Here is a 19,222-nt window from a genome sequence, read left to right as displayed (position 1 = left end):
TTACTACGGGGTTACGGTTAATGACAATCAATGGGTCAAATTTTCGTTAATTAAAGCAAACTTTAAACGATTTGGTTGTGATGTTGTGAATACGTTGTTACAACTTGCCCGACAATTTGCTGCTCAAACAGAGGACTGTTGGTGCTGAGCGATCGCAATCCTTGGGCATCGGCAGTCCAAACCCGCTGCGGATCAAATAAGGTCAGTTCAGCGGCAGCACCCACAGCACAGCGGGGCGGCGCTTGCCCGAGGCAACGGGCGGGTTGCGTGCTGATGGCGTTCCACAGTTCAAGGGCTGTGAAATGACCGCTGATCACCAATTGTTGCCACAGACAGGGCAGGGCCGTTTGTAGCCCGATCGCCCCTGGCGGGGATTCGGCAAAGCTGACGGTTTTATCTTCATAACTGATCGGGGTGTGATCCACGGCGATCGCATCAATGATCCCGGCTTTGACTCCCGCTCGCAACGCCTCGCAATCCGCCGGGTTGCCTAGGGGAGTTGCCAGATGCAGGGTGGGATCGTAGGAGGCCAGGGCGCGGGTGTCGTAGAGCAGATGCAGCCAGGTGGTACTGGCTGTGATCGGTAATCCCTGGGCTTTGGCGGTGGCGATCAGGTCTACACTTTTTGCCGTGGAGATGCGCATCAGGTGGATCGGGGTGGGCACGGCGGCAACCAATTCAAGCAAGGCGGCGAGGGCTGCGGTTTCGGAGTAGCTTGGATCACCGGGTAGTCCCAATTGAATTGACCAATCCCCTTCGCGCATGACTCCGTTGCCTCGCAGTTGCGGCAAAACCGGCGCGATCGCGATCGGCTTGCCCAACGGTTGCAGATATTCCAAAATACGGCGCAACAGATCGAGGGGCGGCATGGCGGTTCCGTCGCTAAACCCCACCACTTGGGGGGCTAGCTCTTGATATTCCACCATTCCCTTGCCGGCCAGTTGCGGTGTGATTGCTCCCCAAGGGACACAGCGCAGGGGCAACCCTTGGTAGCGGCGTTGCTGGGTCTGAATACTGGGCAAATTATCGAGGGGGGGATTGGTGTTCGGCAACAGGGCAAGACGGGTAAACCCTCCCGCAGCGGCGGCAGCGGTGAGGCTGGCCAGGGTTTCGCGGTCTTCGTAGCCCGGTTCATCACTGCTGCTGTAGAGGTCAACGAGGCCGGGGGCGAGGATCTGCCCTTGGCCGTCGGTGATGGTTAGATCCTCGCTCCGATCCGATAGTTGGGGTGCGATCGCGGCAATCTGGCCAGAGTCCAGGCGCACATCCGCCACAATATCCGTTTCGCTCTCCGGGTCAAGGACTCGAACCTGTTTGATCAGTTCAGTCATAGGTTAACGGGCTTAATCATGCCCCAATAATTTTAGAGGAGCACCGTCCGATCCCCCGTCTGAATTTTGCCAAAGTCTCCCCCACCATCAATGACTCATCGCCAACATCCGCTCAATCGGTTTGAGGGCAGCCGCACAAGTTTCCAGGGGTAACGTAATTTCCGGTTGCCGCGTTTGCATGGCTTGGTAGAGTTTTTCCAAGGTGTTAAGGCGCATGTGAGGGCATTCATTGCAGGCGCAATTATTCATTGGCGGCGCAGGAATCAGGCGTTGATTTGGGCAACTTTTTTGCATTTGGTGCAAGATGCCCGGCTCTGTGGCGACGATCAGGCTGGGGGCTTGACTCGTTTGGGCATAGTTGAGCAGGGCAGTGGTAGAGCCAATGAAGTCTGCATGGCGTAAAATTTGCGGCTCACATTCCGGGTGGGCAATGATTTCAGCGTCGGGATGTTCAACCCGCAACTGCACTAGTTTTTTCTCTGAAAAGGTTTCATGGACAATGCAACTGCCTTGCCAAAGCACCATGTCGCGGCCGGTTTGTTCGATCACGTAGCGGCCTAAGTTGCGATCGGGGGCAAACAAAATGGGCTGCTCTGGGGGAATTTGCTCGACGATTTGCACGGCGTTGGAACTGGTGCAAATGATGTCACTCATGGCTTTGATTGCCGCCGTGCAATTGATGTAGGAAATCACCAAATGGTCGGGATGCTGGGCTTTAAACTGGGCAAATTGATCCGGGGGGCAACTGTCGGCCAGGGAGCAACCTGCGTCTAAATCCGGCAACAGCACCTGTTTATGGGGGTTGAGGATCTTGGCTGTTTCCGCCATGAAGTGAACGCCAGCGAAGACAATCACCTCAGCATCTGTTGTGGCGGCTTGCCGTGCCAAGCCGAGGGAATCCCCCACGTAGTCCGCACAATCTTGAATGTCCCCTTCTTGGTAGTAATGGGCGAGGACAATGGCATTGAGGTCCTGCTTGAGATCAGCGATCGCACGAAATAGATCATTCGGGATCAGGGACGTTGGGGCAGAAGGCGCAGCAGCAGTAAACACGGCAGTGATCCGGGGGTGGGTCAGCAATAGTGCTCTAATTATAGTGAAATCTACCAAAATTAGGCAGGATGCGATCGTAGAAATGGCCCAACACCTCCCCATCAATCACTAACCCTGAACCCCAGAAGCCCCTCACCCTGGGGGTTACTGCTTATAGCGGTTTTCATAAACTTGAGGTACAAAGATCCCCCTCAATCCCCATTAAAAAGGGGGAAGTGGCGTTCTCATACTTTCGCAATCTGCTATATACAGAAGCCAAGTCGCTAGTCTAGAGCGGGTAGACGTGAAAGGCTCAAGAAGATGAGTTTGCCGAACCCCGATCCGCCAAGAACTTCAGTTCTTGGCTCAGAGCGAAAGTGGGCTGATGCCCACGGTGGAACCCGTGTGAACGGGTTTTCGCTCTGAGGCGGGGATTTCAATACCCGACTGGGGGAACTGAGCTAGGATTCACTGCTGGCGGCGAGTTGGAAACCGAGGGCTTTGTTTTTCATCATTTGAAAGATGTTGAAAAAACCATTGGCACGGGAAGGGGTGAGGCTGGCATTGAGGCCCATCATTTCGATGAAATTCGGCTCAACGGCGAGAATTTCTGCGGGGGTGAGGTCGTTTAATCCAGCGATTAAAAGGGCGACTAATCCTTTCACGAGTTGAGCATCGGCATCGCCTTGATAGGTGACTTTGCCGTCGTTAAAGTCGGCGGTAATGTATACCAAAGAAACGCAGCCCTTCACCTGATTTTCGGGGGTTTTAGCGTCATCGGGCATGGGGTCGAGTTTGTTGGCGTACCAGAGGAGTTGTTGATAGCGTTGCTTGGGGTCGGTGCGTCGTTGAAAGCGTTGGACGATTTGATCGAGAGCGGGCGGGAATGAGGTAGACATGAAGATGAATGGGAAGATTTAAGGTGTTCAGGGGTGTTTTTTGATGGTTATAAATGTTGGCTGATCGTCAGTGGGGCTGATGTTGCTTGGTTTTGCAACTGGATTATTCGGGGGTGTAGGCAGCGTTTTTGGGAAGGGGTTGGGAGGGTTGACGGTCGTAGGTTTTGAAGGCGTTGAGGCTGTGGGCGGCGGTTTGGATGACGCGGGGATCGGGGTCGCGGAGGGCTTGTTCTAGCCAGGGGATGACCCGATCGCTCTTCACGTCCGCGAGGGCGGCGATCGCTGACTGACGCACGGCCGGTTCTGGATCTTGACTGAGACAGGCTAAATCCGCAAGCCAGGGTTCAGCCGCAGCGCGAACAGGTTGGGCGAGAACGAGGGTATGGAGTTCTTGGGCGGCGTGGCAACGATAGAGGGGGTCGGGGTGGCTGAGGGCTTGGGTTCGATCGATCGCGATCGCTGCCGTTTTTGCGGGGTCAGCTAGGGATGGGGCAACGGTTGGCGTGAGGGTTTGGCGCAGGGTTGCGAGTTCGGCGCGATGTTGGGCGGTCATGGCTGCGAGTTGGGTTTCGTAGTGCGATCGCACCGCCTGCACCGCTTTCTCTTGCTCGTGGGCGAACTGTTGCTGCATCTCTTGGTTCACCTGGTCTAGGGCGGCGGTTTGGCGCTGTTGCCCAATATTCAGCGCATCGGTAGCCGTTTTCAACTGCCGCTCATAGTCCTGTTCCAATGTTTTTCGGAGGGTGCTCAATTCCGTTTTATGGGCCGCCTGGAGCATTTCGAGCTTCCGACGCTGTAGCCCCACACCCACAGCACTTGCGATCGCTGCACCAATGACAAAACCCGCTACACCTTGCATAACTTTTTCTAGCTCAAACAATCACCCCATATCTTATCGAAAGATTGCATCGAGCAACCATGGCCAGAGGAGTCTAGGGGCAGATTTTTCGGAATGCCTAGGACACTTCTAGGGACGTGAGTTCAATTTCCCGGCCGGTCAGCACTTGACTGACAAAGGTATGACAGGTGGGGCATTCATAGATCCAGTCGGGAGGATGGAACGTGGTGTGGCATTGAGGGCAGCAGCAGGAAACGGGGACGGTTTCGATCGTGAATTGGGCATTTTCGGCGATCGTGCCTTGGGTTGCCACATCAAACGCGAAATGGAGCGCATCGGGGACAACACCAGAGGCCGCCCCAATCCGCATCGTGAGACGGTGAATCCGGGTGGCGTTTTGCTGCTGGGCGTTGCGGAGGGCAATTTCGAGGGTCTGTTCAATGAGACTGAGTTCGTGCATGGTGGGGTTCAAAGGGGTGCAAGGGGGCGCGATCGCTCCGGTTATGGCATTAACAAAGGCTTCAGGGTTGCGATCGCTTCAGTGTGACGGCTCGCCGCCAAGGGCGAGAAGGTTTCGCCAAATTCAAAATTCATCCCCGGAACCAACACCCACAGCGCAGCGGGACAGCAACCATAGAGCGCCTGGGTCAACGCCAACAAACGCGGCGGGGTGAGGTGATGACCCATGGCCCCCGTACCCTCCTCCGGTTCGACCGGAATCACACGCAGCGGCTCCCAGGGCATCTCATTAAACACAGGAAACACATCAATAAAAATAACGCGCTCCACCTCGGCAATCTCCGCTGCGAGTTCCGGGGTAAGTTGATGGCACGATCGCACCACCACCGCCGGCAACGCCCACGTTGCCACCGCCGCCGCCACAGACTGCCCCACGCCATCATCACAGCGCAACGTATTGCCATAGCCAATCACAAGCTGGGTCATCACTTCCCTAGGGATTGCATCCATCCCCCTAGGCTAGAGGCGATCGCACCCCAGCCCCACCATTGCTCAGAATCTTTTTAGATGTCGTGAAAATGGCGTGTTAGATGTCGTGAAAATGGCGTGCGATCGTGCCCCTAAGGCCCCGATGTCCCGTACCGCAACGCCACCACCCGACCCTGCCGCACCTGCAACCGATATTCCATCAACCCCGCCCAAAAAAACACCCAAAACTCATCCGGCTCCGTTTGTCGCATCTCCAACTCATACACCGGAAACCGCTCCACTAAATGCTCCACCGCCTCCACCCCCGACAAACCCACCACCTCCAGCCCCGCAAAAAAATTCGTCTCCCCCGTCCCCACCCCATGATCCGCCCCCCGCGCATGGGCACAAGTAAACGTCGTTCCCGTCGCAAAATACACCGCCACCTCTCGCACCGCCACCCGCGTATTCTCATTCGCCTCCATCTCATACATCGGATGCGCATCCGCATAACACACAGACATTGGACTCAGCGCCTCAGCCCTCAGCCCCGGAAACATCAGCACACTTCCCAGGGTCATCATCCAACACCCGCGCCGTAAGCCTTGATAACTCATCCTCTTCTCTCCCGAAATTAGATCCCAAGCCCAGAATACCAACCCAGAAACAACATCATGGTCATAATTCAGGATAGGCACAGTCGCGAACATAGACCACGAGATAGCAAATTGCGAAAAAACGAAAACGCCACCTCCCCATTTTCAAGGGGGATCTTTCTACCTCCCCCTTTTTAAGGGGGATTGAGGGGGATATTTCTACCTCCCCCTTTTTAAGGGGGATTGAGGGGGATATTTCTACCTCCCCCTTTTTAAGGGGGATTGAGGGGGATATTTCTACCTCATGTTTATTGTATTATTTTGAGATTTGGGTAAAGCTCAACGCATTCAATTCAAACAGGTGGCATCAAAAATACAGCATTGACATCCAGAAAAACACTTAAAAATCATGATCAAACATCGTTCTTTCTTGCAGACCCTTTTACTCGGCTTCATGAGCTTTTCTCTCATGATCGCTTGTCAAGCTCAACCGAACATAGATACCGATTCAGCCCCTGAAACAGCAACATCTAGTGGTCTAAAAGTTGCACTTGTTTTGACGGGATCTCATGAAGATAAAAGTTGGAGCCAAGGGGGGTATGAAGGATTAATACAGATTGAAAAAGAATATAACGCAGAGGTTGAATTCATAGAATATGTGAGTGACGAAGAAGCAGAAGATGTAATGCGTCAATATGCCAAGCAAGATTATGACTTGATCATTGCCCACGGTGGTTCTTTTATTGAGGCATCGGAAATCGTTGCCAGTGAATTTCCTCGCACTAAATTTGCGGTCGTAACAACCTATAGCGGCAATAATAAAAACTTGGGTGCTGTTGCATTTCGTTCTGGTGAAGTAGGCTACTTGACCGGTGCATTAGCCGCATTAATAACAACCTCTAATAAAGTGGGCTACATTGTAGGAAATGACTATCCAGTCTATCAAGAAGAAGAAACCCTATTTCGACGCGGCGTTACCGAAACCAATGATACAGTTGAAATCTTCACTGAATTTTTAGGGACATGGACAGATGGTAAAGTAGCGATCGCTGTTGTGCAAGATCTGTTAGATCAAGGTGTTGATGTGATTGCGATTAATGCAGATGAGGCAGGGGTTGCCGCCATTGAAGTCTTAACAGAGCATCCAGAGGTGAAGATTATCGGCTGGACCAGTGATCAATATGAACTCGCACCGGATCAGATTCTCACCAGCGTTTTACAAGATATCCCAGCCCTTGTGCTTAATTCTGCTACTCTTGTGCAACAAGGTCGTTGGGAAGGTAAACTGTACAAGTTTGGTTTACAAGAAAAAATTTATGATTTTGCGCCTTTCCGTGATTCAGTACCGTCTAAAATAGAAGACCAGTTCAATCAGTTAAAAGCAGAGGTTATCAGTGGTGATATTGACATTTCTCCTTAGATTTTTTGTTTGAATCATTCATGATTATTATGAATTCAGCGTCTTGGAATTTGCTGGCTAGCGGAAAATCATCCTAGCTTTCACTAACACCATTGATTTAAACTCATACAGTGAATGTCTCCCTGATTCTTGTTTAGCAATCAATATCGTTGCACGGTATTTGTGTTTAGAGTAAATTAAATGTTGCGTAAGAAAGGCAAAAATAAAAAATCCAATCAACACACTTCACTGATTACTCGATTGCGACTAGGATTCGTCCTGCTCGCATTTTCTAGTGTGATGCTGTCAGGAGGCATTCAGATTTATCTCAGTTGGCAACAGTATATTGTCCAAATCAAAGAATTACAACAGGCTCGTGCGAATAATGCAGCAGAATCTATTAATTTATATCTTGATGATTTACAGCGAAAGCTAGGCTATTTAGCGCGGGTGCAAGGTTTGGTGGAAATGGATCAGGCAGTGCAGCAACAATTACTGTTGGGCTTGACACAGCATAATGATGCCTATGAATATGTTGCGATCGCAGACCAAACCGGCGCTATCATAACCTCTGTTTCTCCCTATGAAACAGTAGATCTAGAATCCATTGCGGATACGCCGTTGTTTAATCGAGCCTTCAAACAGCAGGAAGACTACACCTCTCCGGTGAGTTCTCATTCCCAAACCTTGCGACCCATGACAACCCTTGCTACCCCTATCCGAGATGCTCAAAACAATGTAGCAGGGGTATTAATTGCAGATATTAATCTTTCATTTTTGTGGTTTATTTTATCTCAAATCAATGTGGGGCAGTCTGGTTACATTTATGTTGTCGATGATGATCAACATCTGATCGCGAGAACAGGTATTGCGGTTGAAAACTTCAATCTTCAGCCTCTCGATAATGAAGCGTTATTTTCGGAAATTGAGTTGGCTATTCAAGAGGATAATTTGTTTACCTATCAAGGACTTAATACAGAGTCTGTTTTAGGTGATGCTACCCGCATTGCGAGTACGAATTGGTATGTGGTTGTTGAACTTCCTACTACGGAGGTCTATCAACCTCTCCGTCGCTCTATTGGGATTGGGGGAGTTGTTTTGTTAATGATTACCCTGATCGGTGGTGTGATCGGGCTACTCATTGCTCGATCTATTGTCTCCCCTTTACAACGGTTAACCAAGGCGGCGATCGCAATTAGTGCAGGCAACCTTAATACCACTGTTCAGGTTAAGGCAAAAAATGAATTAGGTGTCCTCGCCCAAGCGTTTAATCAAATGATTCAACAGGTGCAAGACCTCTTTAAAGTTGCAGAATCAGAGCGAGAAAATGCAGAGCAAGCGTTGCACAATTTCCAACAGGCTCAAAGTCAATTGATTCAGAGTGAAAAAATGTCTAGTCTGGGGCAGTTGGTTGCAGGGGTTGCCCATGAAATCAATAATCCGGTGAATTTTATCTATGGTAATTTAGTGCATGCTCAGGGTTATACAGATGATTTACTCAATCTAATCACTCTTTATCAAGAGCGTTATCCTGATCACGATCTCGAAATCGAAAATCGAGTGGATGAAATCGATTTTGAGTTTCTACAAGAGGATTTACCTAAGTTGTTTAACTCGATGAAAATTGGTGCGAATCGGATTCGAGATATTGTGCTTTCGTTGCGTAATTTTTCTCGTTTGGATGAAGCGGAGTTAAAAGCTGTGGATCTTCATGAGGGGATTGATAATACACTCTTGATTCTTAATAATCGACTCAAAGCAAAGCCAACACGCCCAGAGATTAAGGTGATTAAAAACTATGGGAATTTACCGTTAACAGAATGCTATGTGGGGCAAGTCAATCAAGTTTTCATGAATTTTTTGGCGAATGCTATTGATGCTATTGAAGAATATGATCACGATCGCACTGCGGCAGAAATGGCAGCTAACCCCAGTCAGATTACAATCACTACACAATCGACTGCGGATCAAAACGTGACGATCGCGATCGCAGATACGGGCAAAGGGATGACCCCTGAAACTCGCCAAAAACTGTTCACCCCATTTTTCACCACAAAACCTATCGGCAAAGGAACAGGACTAGGCCTATCCATTAGTTATCAAATTGTTGTGGATAAGCATTCGGGTCAAATCACCTGTGAATCCGAGGTGGGAGTTGGCACTACATTTTTAATCACATTACCGACTCAACTTAAAACCTCTGAATCTTTACCTGGTGCTCAAGCGTAATTCAAAATTCAGATTCTCACTGAATCGAGCAACATCGCACCAAACGGTGATTTTGCGATCGGATTTGAGCAGAATGACGGTTTAAAGAATACGGCTCTTTGGCTGTATTCACTGTGCTGAAAAAATGGGGGCGATCGCTACTCAATAATGCCCTTTTTACAGAAAAATATTGCAATACTATCGCAATCCTATTTGATTCATGAACAGGCAAGGGGCTTAAGCCCCTTGTTGATATGAACAGGCAAGGGGCTTAAGCCCCTTGTTGATGAGGAGATAAGATCTCCGATTGATTTTAGGATCGCTATAGGAGCAGATACGCAGGATTAATCGTGAAGTTTGCGACCTCAATTGAGATTCTGAGGCGATGAATACCAGGATTAACCTTGGCGCGCTTGTGCTAGGGCACGGTGCGTTGTGGTGGGAACTTCCTACTCCACCGCATAGGGCCGAGACACCTAAAAAACTTCGATTAGAATAAAACTATTGCAGCGCTTCTCTTGACTTGCGTAACGATTGCATCCTGTCCATTGGTAATCAAACGGTTATGACACTCCAATCACCACAGTCTGATTTAAACACGTCGCTCCACCCCGCCATTGCCCCAGACCCATTACCGCAACAGCTTGCGCAATTTGAGGCACATCAGCACCGCTGGTATGAGCACCTCCCCGGTTGTCTGTTTCAACTGCACCGCACACCAGATGGGCAGTTATCCCTACGATCGCTGGTGGGGAATAGTATGCGGCTACTGGGGTGTGAGTCCTGGGATGGGGAGCAATGGTTAGCCGCCTGGCAGGGTGAGCAATTGCGGTCTTGGCACGCTGCGATCGCATATTCCGCCGCCCATCACACCCACTTAACCTGGTCAGGGTGGCTCCAAACGCCCCAAGGTCGTTGTGATGTTTGGGTTTCCGCCCACCCAGAACGCCAAGCCGACGGTGCCACCCTGTGGGACGGGATGATTATGGCGCAACATTCCCCCGCTGCGGCGACCTCCCTAACTCAGCCTCGGCTTAACCTGCGCCACACGCTGCATTTTGATGAGCCGGTATTACGCGCCATTTATGAATTCAATCCAGCGGCGGTGATGTTCCTCGATGCCCAAGGATTTTTAGATTGTAATCAAGCCACATTGCAGCTTTTTCGGTGTAGCGATCGCGATCAATTTTGTGCCTATCATCCCAGTCAACTTTCACCTCCCCAGCAAGCCAATCAAGAACCCTCCGATCACCTCGCCAACTACTACATTCAAGCCGCTTTAACAGACGGCAACGTCAGTTTTGAATGGCTGCATCAACGGTGTGATGGCACTCTGTTTGAAGCAGAAGTCTCGTTATTTCGAGTTCATCTAGCCGGGGTGGATTGTCTTCAAGCCATTGTCCGTGATATCACTGCCCAAAAACAAGCAGCCAAAACCCTAGCCGATCGCGAACAAATGTTAATGGCGATCGTGGAAAATGCCCCAATTTGGATTTGGAAAACAGATGTTAATGGGCATATGCACTTCATTAACCGCACCTTTTGTCGAGACCTCGGCATTACTCCCGATGCCGTTTACAATGTGGGGCATTACAAAGAAGCCTTTGGCGAACAAGCCGTGCGCAATTGTCTCGTCTCTGATGCCATCTGTCTCCAACAAGATGAGGTCTATATTACACCGGAAGTCTTCCCCTTTGTAGACGGAAATTTACATCACCTCGAAACGTTAAAAATTCGCTTAAAAAATCAAGAGGGCGAAGTCACTGGCTTAGTTGGGTTAGCAGTTGACATGACAGAGCGCATTCATGTCGAAGCTAAACTGCGTGACTATACCAATAACCTAGAAAAAACACTCACTGAACTTCATCACACCCAGAATCAATTGATTCAGAGTGAAAAAATGTCAAGTTTAGGCCAATTAGTGGCCGGGATTGCCCACGAAATCAATAATCCTGTCAACTTCATTTATGGTAATCTACGCTACGCCAATGAATACACCGAAAATCTACTCGAAGTCATTCATGCTTATCAGCAACACTATCCAAATATCACGGGTGATTTAGAAGAATTAGTCGAAGATGTGGATCTTGACTTTCTCATTAAAGATCTGCCTAAGCTACTCAAGTCAATGCATGTGGGAGCAGAACGGATTCGTGGAATTGTGACATCGTTGCGCAGTTTCTCGCGCCTTGATGAATCTGAAATTAAAGCGGTCAATCTGCATGATGGTTTAGACAGCACAATGATGATTTTAAATAATCGTCTCAAGTCCAAGAACCACCGTCCAGATATTAAAGTCATCAAAAACTATGGCGATTTACCTCAAGTGGAATGTTACGCCGGTCAAATCAATCAAGTCTTGATGAATTTTTTGGCCAATGCCATTGATGCCATTGATGATCATCAACCCTCGGAACCGTGTTTAACGATCACGACTGACTGGGTGGATGATCAAACGGTAATGATCGCCATTACTGATAATGGCCATGGTATGGATGCAGCCACCCAAACTAAACTCTTTACACCCTTTTTCACGACAAAACCCGTGGGTCAGGGCACGGGTTTAGGCTTATCCATTAGCTATCAAATTATTGTGGATAAGCATGGTGGCAAACTAGAAGTGGAGTCTACGCCTGGGGAAGGAAGTACATTTAAAGTGCTTTTGCCGATTCAGATTAAGCGCGAAACCGTTTAGCGAAGCACACAATTTTAAAGAATGCGCCCCGATGGGCCTCGCTTTAAGAATTGTCCTTGGCCGGCCTGGCCGAGGAAGCGATCGCCGTCCACAATTAACCGACCCCGGGAAAAGACTTTCTCGACTTTTCCCGTTACTTCTCGCCCTTCAAAAAGGCTGTAATCCACTTGAGAATGATGAGTCGCTGCACTCAAAATCTGTTTTTTCTCCGGATTAAACAGGACTAAATCAGCATCACTACCCACAGCAATAGTTCCTTTTTGAGGGAAGATTCCAAACATTTTAGCTGGGGCTGTGGCGGTCAGTTGAACAAAGCGATTGAGGTTAATTTTTCCTGTTTTTACGCCACCATCATAGAGCAAAACAAGGCGTAATTCGACCCCCGGCGCACCGTTGGGGATTTTGGAAAAGTCGTCGGCTCCAATGCGTTTGGAATACTTTAAACCGAGGGGTTGTTCATTAAAGCAAAATGGACAGTGATCCGTCGCGACTAATTGCAGATCATCAAACCGTAAACCCCGCCAGAGATGATGTTGACAATCATGCTCACGTAAGGGCGGAGTCATCACATATTTGGCGGCATCAAAACCGGGGCGATCGTATTCAGTTTTGTCTAAAAAGAGGTAATGGGGACAGGTTTCAGCGAAGGCATGAACGCCGCGATCGCGGGCTTGCACCACCATTTCCAACGCTTCGGGAGCTGATAAATGGACGATATACACCGGAATTTCTGCCAATTCTGCCAAGCGAATCGCCCGATGGGTGGCTTCGGCTTCCATTAAACGCGGTCGAGTATAACCGTGATATTTCGGATCGGTGCGGCCTTCGGCTAAAGCTTCTTCAATTAAGACCTGAATCACTGCACCATTTTCCGCGTGCAAATTGACCATGCCGCCATGATCCCGCACCCGGCTCATGGTGCGATAAATTGACGCATCATCCACCATCAAAATATCCGGATAAGCCATGAACATTTTAAAGCTCGAAATCCCCTCAATATTAATCAGATCAGGAAGTTCGGCCAAAGTATCAGGATTAACATCGGTTAAAATCAGATGAAAACTATAGTCAATGCACACCTGCGGGTCAGCTAATGCTAACCGTTCTTCAACGGTTTTCTTTGCCCCATCCCCTTTATTTTGATAGGCAAAATCAACAATCGTAGTCGTTCCCCCAAAGGCCGCCGAAACCGTCCCGCTGGCATAGGTATCACAATTCATGGCAGGGCCTTGCTCGCCTTCCATGTGGGTATGCACATCAATCCCACCGGGCATCACCAGCAACCCGGTCGCATCGTGTACTTCTGCATTGGGAACATCAAGATGACGAGCGATCGCTTCAATCCGCCCATCCTCAATCAACAGATCCCCCTGATAATCATCCACCGCCGTCACAATCCGCCCACCCCGAATTAAAACCTGACTCATACCCGTACCTCTAATCATTCCATCTTGATTTTAAAAGTAGGGTGAGACACTCTGATTCGGTTGTTACGATTGCATTGAATTCCTTACATTTTGCGATATATGATTACATTTGATCACATAGTCTAGGGAGAGAGTTTTGCTTTTTGGGCGCGATTGTCTAGATACCATTGGGCGATCGCAGGACACCAGATTTCAAATTGCTTAAAGAGGAGTTCAGCGAATTTTTGTGCTTCAAGTTGTGCATCTTTTTTCCAACGGAGATCAAGGAGGTGCATCAGCGATCGCACATTACAACTCAACACAAAATGCTGCCGCACATCAAACGGAATCGTCCCCCGCGCATGCTCTTCCGACATCCCAGATTCTAGATTCTGGGCATACCGTTGACAGGCTGAAAAGCACCACTCCAAATCTGCACGGCGCTGCTCTTCAGAATAAAAATATTTCTTCCCTTGTCGGTTCGTATAATTTCCCACTGGACGCAGATAAAACACATCTTCGATCTCGCGTTTGTCGTAGATAACATCTAGGATTCTTTGCCCTGTATAACGATTAGAATTATGAACAACAATATCATTCGCTACAAAGTTATGCCAAGGGTCGGAAACCTCAAGATCATATGTTTCTTGTAGTCTCAAAAATTCTACATTGACAATCTTGACTGGATGACATTTCAGTTTATGTCCATGGGCAACTGGTTTTGGTTGCCAATTCTCGACTTTAGTAATTGGCTCAAAATTTTGTGCAAATTCTTCTTCTAAATGGTTCTTGTGAATATGAGTATGACAACGTTTACAGAGGCTTACTAAATTTTCAAACTCATAACCCAGCGATTCATCAGCATACACTGGCACAAGGTGATGAGCATCTAACTTACCACCGCGCACACCACAACACTGACAGATATAGTCATATTTTTGATGAACTTGTGGTGCAATCTGCCGAGTCCAGGCTCCAATTTTTGTACGTTCACTAGAAACTCCACCCTTCCAAAAATTAGATTCTTCACCACGTTTAGTATATTTTTGAGCATTTTTTCGGCGTTTTTCTAAAGATTCTTCTGAAAGTTGTAGCGCATAACCGCCATTCTGCTTATTCCATGGGTTGTGTGCTCCCTTGGATCGCTTATTAAGTTTCAAGTCATTCTTATAGACCCACTTTGTGATGCTCTCAGCTGAACATCCCGCAAGATCTGCTATTTCATCTACATAAAGACCTTTTGCTAACTGCGCTGCTAACCATTGTTTATCACGGTAACACCCATCTCCCACCACTGTTTTTAGACCTGTATGATGCCCACTAGGAAGCTCAATATTATGATGTTTAGCCCATTGACGAATAACACTCGGATTGACCGAGGACTTTTGAGAAATTTGGTTGGCAGTGAGTCCTTGTCTAACTTGCTCTACTAGCCATGACTTTTGTGTGTATTGTGCTTCTACTCTTTCAATGCCTCGAACGATAACACCATTACACATGACCTCGCAGTTTTTGGTACGACTAATCACCTCGTAAGTTGTGTTTGTTAATAGTCCTGTTGCTGCTTCCATCGTTTGCCAACCTTCTGTTGTCAGAAAACGGTGATTTTTAGTACAGTCTATTGTTTTTCCATCTTCAAAAGTTAGTCGGTAGACAGGTTGAATCCCACGAGACATCACATTTTGAATATGCCCAACCTCAAATGTTTGAGTCTCTTCATTTAATACACGCAGCTTCATGTTGCGGAGGCGCTTCTTACAATCCCGCCGATACTGTCCTGGTGGTTCCCCATTACGGCCTCGAATTTTACGCTCTCGAATTGCTTTTTCTCCATTGATCCAAAGATCATACAGTTCAGAAATTTTGATTTTGCGTAGACTACCACTAGCATTAAGAAAGGTGATTTCTGCATTACCAGCAAGACACTGAACATCGAAACTCACGCCAACGCGATGAGTCCGAACTTGTTGCATCATGGAGTGGGGAAATGCACAAACATTGACGGTAATTTGAGGATGTTCAAGGGGCCCAAAATGTCCTTTATTACCAGCAAGTAAATGCTTGATCACCAACTCACCTGCTTTCTCTTCACTGGGGAATTTATCTTGCTGATCATAAACACAGTCTTCGCTGTAATCTTGGTGCATCGCTGCCCAGATTAGCTGTTGAGGGTTAGGAGTTGCAGCGAGGAGTTCAATCCGAAATTTATCCATGATGCCAAGCGTATAATCTAGAAATTATTGTGGATGTTAAACAATGATGATGAAAGAATAGGGGCTACACTTTAAACTCGTGAAACAATTACTTGTTCGGGCTGATCTTGATACTTTCCCTGACGTTTGTTGTAGCTCGTTTCACATTCTTCACCCTCTAAGAAGAGTAGCTGTACTACTCCTTCATTTGCATAGATTCGGCAATCTGCACTAGAAGAATTAGAGAATTCGAGGGTTAAATGTCCGCGCCAACCGGCTTCAGCGGGGGTAAGATTTGCAATAATTCCGCAACGTGCGTAAGTTGATTTTCCAATACATAATACGGAAATATAATCCGGAACATTGATCTTTTCAAGGGCAACGCCTAAGCCGTAGGAATGGGCAGGGAGGATGAAAAAATTGCCGTTTTCATCGTGATGTAATTCCACAGCTTCAAGGTTGTGGGGGTTGAAATATTTCGGATCAACAACTGTGCCGGGAATGTGGCGAAAAACGCGAAATTCGTTGGGACTGAGGCGGATATCATAGCCGTAGCTACTGAGTCCGTAGGAAATGACGGGAAGTTGATCGACTTTGCGGATTAAAGTGGCTTCAAAGGGTTGAATTAACCCTTCAGCAGCTTTTTGTTTAATCCAGATGTCATTTTGAATCATGGTGTTGTGGGCAATCAGGCGAGTTGATCAATACAAAGATGAAGATGGGAAAACAAGGGGCTTAGGCCCCTTGTTTTAATGATCATGGTACAGATCACGATGGGTGGTGCTTTTGGGGTTATGCGCCGGGGGCCATACCGATCGCGCCGGCGTACTTCGCGCGATCGCCCAATTCTTCTTCAATGCGCAGGAGGCGATTATACTTCGCGACCCGCTCACTGCGACAGAGGGAACCGGTTTTAATTTGGCCGGCACGGGTGGCGACGGCGAGATCTGCGATCGTTGTGTCTTCGGTTTCCCCCGAACGGTGGGAAATCATGCAGGCATATTGGTTACGGTGGGCTAGTTCGATCGCTTCGAGGGTTTCCGTCAGGGAGCCGATTTGATTGAGTTTGATCAAAATCGAATTGGCGGCACGTTCGTCGATCCCTTTTTGGAGGCGGGTCGGGTTGGTGACAAAGAGATCATCGCCGACGAGTTGTACCTTGTCGCCGAGTTTTTCCGTCAAGGTTTTCCAACTGGCCCAATCGTCTTCATGGAGGCCGTCTTCAATGGAAATGATCGGGTATTGATTCACCAGTTCGCCAAGGTAGTCGATGAACTCAGCCGGGCTGTGGGGCGTGCCGTCGTAGATATATTGGCCGTCTTTGTAGAATTCGCTGGCGGCCACATCCATGGCCAGGGCGATTTCAGTGCCGGGCTTGTATCCGGCTTGTTCGATCGCTGCCACCAAAAGATCCAAAGCGGCTTTGTTGGAAGCGAGGTTCGGCGCGTAGCCACCTTCATCGCCAACCCCAGAGAGTAACCCATCTTTTTTCAGCACATCACTCAAGCAAGCGAAGACTTCAGCCCCCCAGCGCAGGGCTTCGGCGAAGGTGGGCGCTCCGACGGGAACGATCATGAATTCTTGAAAATCCACGTTGTTATTGGCGTGGGAACCTCCGTTGATCACGTTCATGAAGGGGATGGGGAGGATGTTGGCGAGGGGGCCACCCAGGTAGCGGTAGAGGGGAATGCCCAGGGCCGCTGCTGCGGCTTTGGCGGTGGCGAGGGAGACGGCGAGAATGGCGTTCGCTCCGAGGTTGGATTTGGTGGGGGAGCCGTCGCGCTGGATCATGCAGTGGTCGATCGCCACTTGGTCGAGGGCATCCATGCCGCGCAGTTCGTCGGCGATTTTTTCGTTGACGTTGCGCACGGCTTTGAGTACGCCTTTGCCACCGTAACGGCTCTCTCCATCCCGGAGTTCGTGGGCTTCAAAGCTGCCGGTGGACGCACCGCTCGGAACTTGGGCGAGGCCGAAGGCTCCGCTGTCGAGCAGGACTTCGGCTTCGATGGTGGGGCGACCGCGAGAATCGAGGATTTCTCTGGCGTTGATTTCTTCAATAACCGCTTCAAGTTTATCGAGCATTGTAGTTCCTCATGATGACGAAACAACGGGGCTAAACCCCGTAATCTTGTTAAGCATAGGGTGAGACGGTGGGAGAAACTGTCTTTTTCACTAAAGTTTTAAGCTCAAGCCGGCGGGGGCGATCGCATTCATCCCAATCTGGCTGCATTGATTCGAGGGGGCTGGGCTAACGTTTGGGGGAGGGTCTAGAGAGTTTGGCGGCGGATTGGGTGAGGCGGCGTTTGAGGGTGAGGGATTCGCGTTGGTAGGAATGGGCGAGATCGTGGTTGCCGAGGGTGTGGTGAACTTTGCTGAGGTTGTTGAGGGCGACGGCTTCCCCGAAGGTGTCTGCGAGGGTTTGCTTGAGGGTGAGGGCTTGCTGATAGGCGGCTAGGGCTTCGGAATATTGGTGCAGTTGAAAATGACTGTTGCCGATGCCACTCCAGGCGATCGCTTGATAACGATCTTGGTGATTGTGTTGGCTGAGGGTGAGGAGGTCTTGATAGGTTTGGAGGGAGGTGCTGTACTGGCGGCAGCAGTAATGGGCATTGGCAAGCCCCACGCAGACATCGTACAGGCGCGGATCGGGGGTGGGGTCACTGCTGGCGGTCTGGCGGTAGTTTTCGTAGTGCTCGATCGCGCCGCTGTAGTCGTGGAGGGCATCATAGGCTTGGCCGAGGAGGAAGAGGAGGTCTTGAGCGCCCTGGTGGGCTTGGATGCTGTGGCGCAGGGTGAGCGATCGCTGATAGCAGGCGATCGCCACCTCGTATTGGCCAAGGGCATAGTACGCCTTACCGAGATTCAGCAACGATTGCGCTTCTCCGAGGCGATCGCCAATCGACTCCGCCAACAGGAGATGCTTTTCAAAATGATCCACCGCCAACTTCATCGCCAACCGATATTCCCCCTGGGAGTGATGGGTGACGGTGACTAACCGTTCAGGCGCGTGGCAGGTTTCCGGTTCAATGGCTTGCCAGTCGCCGCTTTCACGCTGAACCACCAGCGACTGTTGATAATGTTCGATCGCCTGCTGATATTGCCCCAAGGACTGCAACGCCACGCCCAAATTACTCAGAACATTGGCTTCCCCTTGAAAGTCGCCAATCTCCTGATACAACCCCAGCGCCTGCTGCCAGGTTTTCAACGCCACTTTAAACTGACTGGTTTGGTAATATTCCACGCCCTGACGAAAGAGGCGATCGGCATCTTGCTTAGTCTTCAACTGAATCACGGCATCCGATGGTTTGACGGTTAGCAAGGGATGATGTTGGAGGGTCGTCAGTAACGATTTGAGGCGGTGCAACTGAGGGTAAGAGGGGTCAGTCCCAAGGTGCTGCGATCGCTCCTGAATCATCTGAGATACCGTATCCACTAACTCCCAATCCATCAACTCTGACTGAGTCGCCAGCCACTGAGCCTCTGTCCCGATCGGACAGAGCAAGAGTTGTTCAATCAGTTCGAGGTAAGCCTGTTGACACTCCCCTACCTAAAGGCGAAGGGATTCTTGGTTCAACGAAACCACTTAATCGAAGTACCTTGCAGTGCTTCAACCAGAGGTGGGATTCTCCCCAAGCGTAAATTCGGGTATGCCCTACCCTATTCGCATTACTGCGAGTCCTTTTTTGAACTGAAACAATT

15 protein-coding genes are annotated in these 19,222 nt (G+C 49.3%); 3 read left to right on the top strand and 12 right to left on the bottom strand.

Going from position 1 to position 19,222, the window contains the following annotated elements; genetic code table 11:
• Nucleotides 1–62: 62 nt before the first annotated feature.
• The 7 genes from PN477_RS01095 to PN477_RS01065 form a co-directional block, all read right to left on the bottom strand.
• Nucleotides 63–1,331 carry a dihydroorotase gene (locus PN477_RS01095; protein ID WP_272119131.1) on the bottom strand — a complete coding sequence of 423 codons (1,269 nt, stop codon included), beginning with the start codon at nt 1,329–1,331 and terminating at the stop codon, nt 63–65.
• Nucleotides 1,332–1,418: 87 nt separating this feature from the next.
• Nucleotides 1,419–2,384: a quinolinate synthase NadA gene (gene nadA, locus PN477_RS01090; protein ID WP_272119129.1), complete on the bottom strand. Its 966-nt coding sequence runs from the start codon at nt 2,382–2,384 to the stop codon at nt 1,419–1,421.
• A gap of 440 nt (nt 2,385–2,824) precedes the next feature.
• Nucleotides 2,825–3,262, bottom strand: coding sequence for a SufE family protein (locus tag PN477_RS01085; RefSeq protein ID WP_272119128.1), 438 nt, complete (start codon nt 3,260–3,262; stop codon nt 2,825–2,827).
• Nucleotides 3,263–3,365: 103 nt separating this feature from the next.
• Entirely contained in the window at nt 3,366–4,121 is a 756-nt protein-coding gene (locus tag PN477_RS01080; protein WP_272119126.1) for a HEAT repeat domain-containing protein, read from the bottom strand.
• A gap of 97 nt (nt 4,122–4,218) precedes the next feature.
• On the bottom strand, nt 4,219–4,560 hold the full coding sequence (gene hypA, locus PN477_RS01075; protein ID WP_272119124.1) for a hydrogenase maturation nickel metallochaperone HypA: 342 nt from the start codon (nt 4,558–4,560) through the stop codon (nt 4,219–4,221).
• Between the two features lie 41 nt (nt 4,561–4,601).
• Nucleotides 4,602–5,045, bottom strand: a complete 444-nt coding sequence (locus PN477_RS01070) for a hydrogenase maturation protease (RefSeq protein WP_272119122.1) — start codon at nt 5,043–5,045, stop codon at nt 4,602–4,604.
• A gap of 134 nt (nt 5,046–5,179) precedes the next feature.
• On the bottom strand, nt 5,180–5,551 hold the full coding sequence (locus PN477_RS01065) for a hypothetical protein (protein WP_272119121.1): 372 nt from the start codon (nt 5,549–5,551) through the stop codon (nt 5,180–5,182).
• A gap of 481 nt (nt 5,552–6,032) precedes the next feature.
• Between PN477_RS01065 and PN477_RS01060 the strand changes: the two genes are divergently transcribed.
• The 3 genes from PN477_RS01060 (at nt 6,033) to PN477_RS01050 (ending at nt 11,925) form a co-directional block, all read left to right on the top strand.
• The gene (locus PN477_RS01060; RefSeq protein WP_272119119.1) at nt 6,033–7,043 is read left to right on the top strand and encodes a BMP family protein; all 1,011 of its coding nucleotides are present in this window, start codon (nt 6,033–6,035) and stop codon (nt 7,041–7,043) included.
• 180 nt (nt 7,044–7,223) lie between these two features.
• On the top strand, nt 7,224–9,251 hold the full coding sequence (locus tag PN477_RS01055; protein ID WP_272119117.1) for a sensor histidine kinase: 2,028 nt from the start codon (nt 7,224–7,226) through the stop codon (nt 9,249–9,251).
• Between the two features lie 544 nt (nt 9,252–9,795).
• On the top strand, nt 9,796–11,925 hold the full coding sequence (locus tag PN477_RS01050; RefSeq protein ID WP_272119115.1) for a PAS domain-containing sensor histidine kinase: 2,130 nt from the start codon (nt 9,796–9,798) through the stop codon (nt 11,923–11,925).
• A 14-nt stretch (nt 11,926–11,939) separates the two neighbouring features.
• Here PN477_RS01050 and hydA read toward each other — a convergent pair whose 3' ends face one another.
• The 5 genes from hydA to PN477_RS01025 form a co-directional block, all read right to left on the bottom strand.
• Entirely contained in the window at nt 11,940–13,352 is a 1,413-nt protein-coding gene (gene hydA, locus PN477_RS01045; RefSeq protein ID WP_272119113.1) for a dihydropyrimidinase, read from the bottom strand.
• A 122-nt stretch (nt 13,353–13,474) separates the two neighbouring features.
• Nucleotides 13,475–15,544, bottom strand: a complete 2,070-nt coding sequence (locus PN477_RS01040) for an FAD-dependent thymidylate synthase (RefSeq protein ID WP_272119111.1) — start codon at nt 15,542–15,544, stop codon at nt 13,475–13,477.
• A gap of 71 nt (nt 15,545–15,615) precedes the next feature.
• The gene (gene dcd / locus PN477_RS01035) at nt 15,616–16,197 is read right to left on the bottom strand and encodes a dCTP deaminase (RefSeq protein WP_272119109.1); all 582 of its coding nucleotides are present in this window, start codon (nt 16,195–16,197) and stop codon (nt 15,616–15,618) included.
• Nucleotides 16,198–16,315: 118 nt separating this feature from the next.
• On the bottom strand, nt 16,316–17,605 hold the full coding sequence (gene eno / locus PN477_RS01030) for a phosphopyruvate hydratase (RefSeq protein ID WP_272119107.1): 1,290 nt from the start codon (nt 17,603–17,605) through the stop codon (nt 16,316–16,318).
• 166 nt (nt 17,606–17,771) lie between these two features.
• Nucleotides 17,772–19,025, bottom strand: coding sequence for a tetratricopeptide repeat protein (locus tag PN477_RS01025; protein WP_272119105.1), 1,254 nt, complete (start codon nt 19,023–19,025; stop codon nt 17,772–17,774).
• Nucleotides 19,026–19,222: the final 197 nt, after the last annotated feature.

It is taken from the genome of Spirulina subsalsa CS-330 (assembly GCF_028330765.1).
Lineage (GTDB): Bacteria > Cyanobacteriota > Cyanobacteriia > Cyanobacteriales > Spirulinaceae > Spirulina > Spirulina subsalsa_A.
Note: the sequence above shows the minus strand (reverse complement) of the source record. Positions and strands in the feature narration are given on the sequence as shown.

Excerpts from the sequence above, each read along its gene's own strand:
- PN477_RS01095 (WP_272119131.1), bottom strand. The coding sequence starts at position 1,331 with ATGACTGAACTGATCAAACAGGTTCGAGTCCTTGACCCGGAGAGCGAA.
- PN477_RS01085 (WP_272119128.1), bottom strand. The coding sequence starts at position 3,262 with ATGTCTACCTCATTCCCGCCCGCTCTCGATCAAATCGTCCAACGCTTT.
- PN477_RS01080 (WP_272119126.1), bottom strand. The coding sequence starts at position 4,121 with ATGCAAGGTGTAGCGGGTTTTGTCATTGGTGCAGCGATCGCAAGTGCT.
- hypA (WP_272119124.1), bottom strand. The coding sequence starts at position 4,560 with ATGCACGAACTCAGTCTCATTGAACAGACCCTCGAAATTGCCCTCCGC.
- PN477_RS01070 (WP_272119122.1), bottom strand. The coding sequence starts at position 5,045 with ATGACCCAGCTTGTGATTGGCTATGGCAATACGTTGCGCTGTGATGAT.
- PN477_RS01065 (WP_272119121.1), bottom strand. The coding sequence starts at position 5,551 with ATGTCTGTGTGTTATGCGGATGCGCATCCGATGTATGAGATGGAGGCG.
- PN477_RS01060 (WP_272119119.1), top strand. The coding sequence starts at position 6,033 with ATGATCAAACATCGTTCTTTCTTGCAGACCCTTTTACTCGGCTTCATG.
- PN477_RS01055 (WP_272119117.1), top strand. The coding sequence starts at position 7,224 with ATGTTGCGTAAGAAAGGCAAAAATAAAAAATCCAATCAACACACTTCA.
- PN477_RS01050 (WP_272119115.1), top strand. The coding sequence starts at position 9,796 with ATGACACTCCAATCACCACAGTCTGATTTAAACACGTCGCTCCACCCC.
- hydA (WP_272119113.1), bottom strand. The coding sequence starts at position 13,352 with ATGAGTCAGGTTTTAATTCGGGGTGGGCGGATTGTGACGGCGGTGGAT.
- PN477_RS01040 (WP_272119111.1), bottom strand. The coding sequence starts at position 15,544 with ATGGATAAATTTCGGATTGAACTCCTCGCTGCAACTCCTAACCCTCAA.
- dcd (WP_272119109.1), bottom strand. The coding sequence starts at position 16,197 with ATGATTCAAAATGACATCTGGATTAAACAAAAAGCTGCTGAAGGGTTA.
- eno (WP_272119107.1), bottom strand. The coding sequence starts at position 17,605 with ATGCTCGATAAACTTGAAGCGGTTATTGAAGAAATCAACGCCAGAGAA.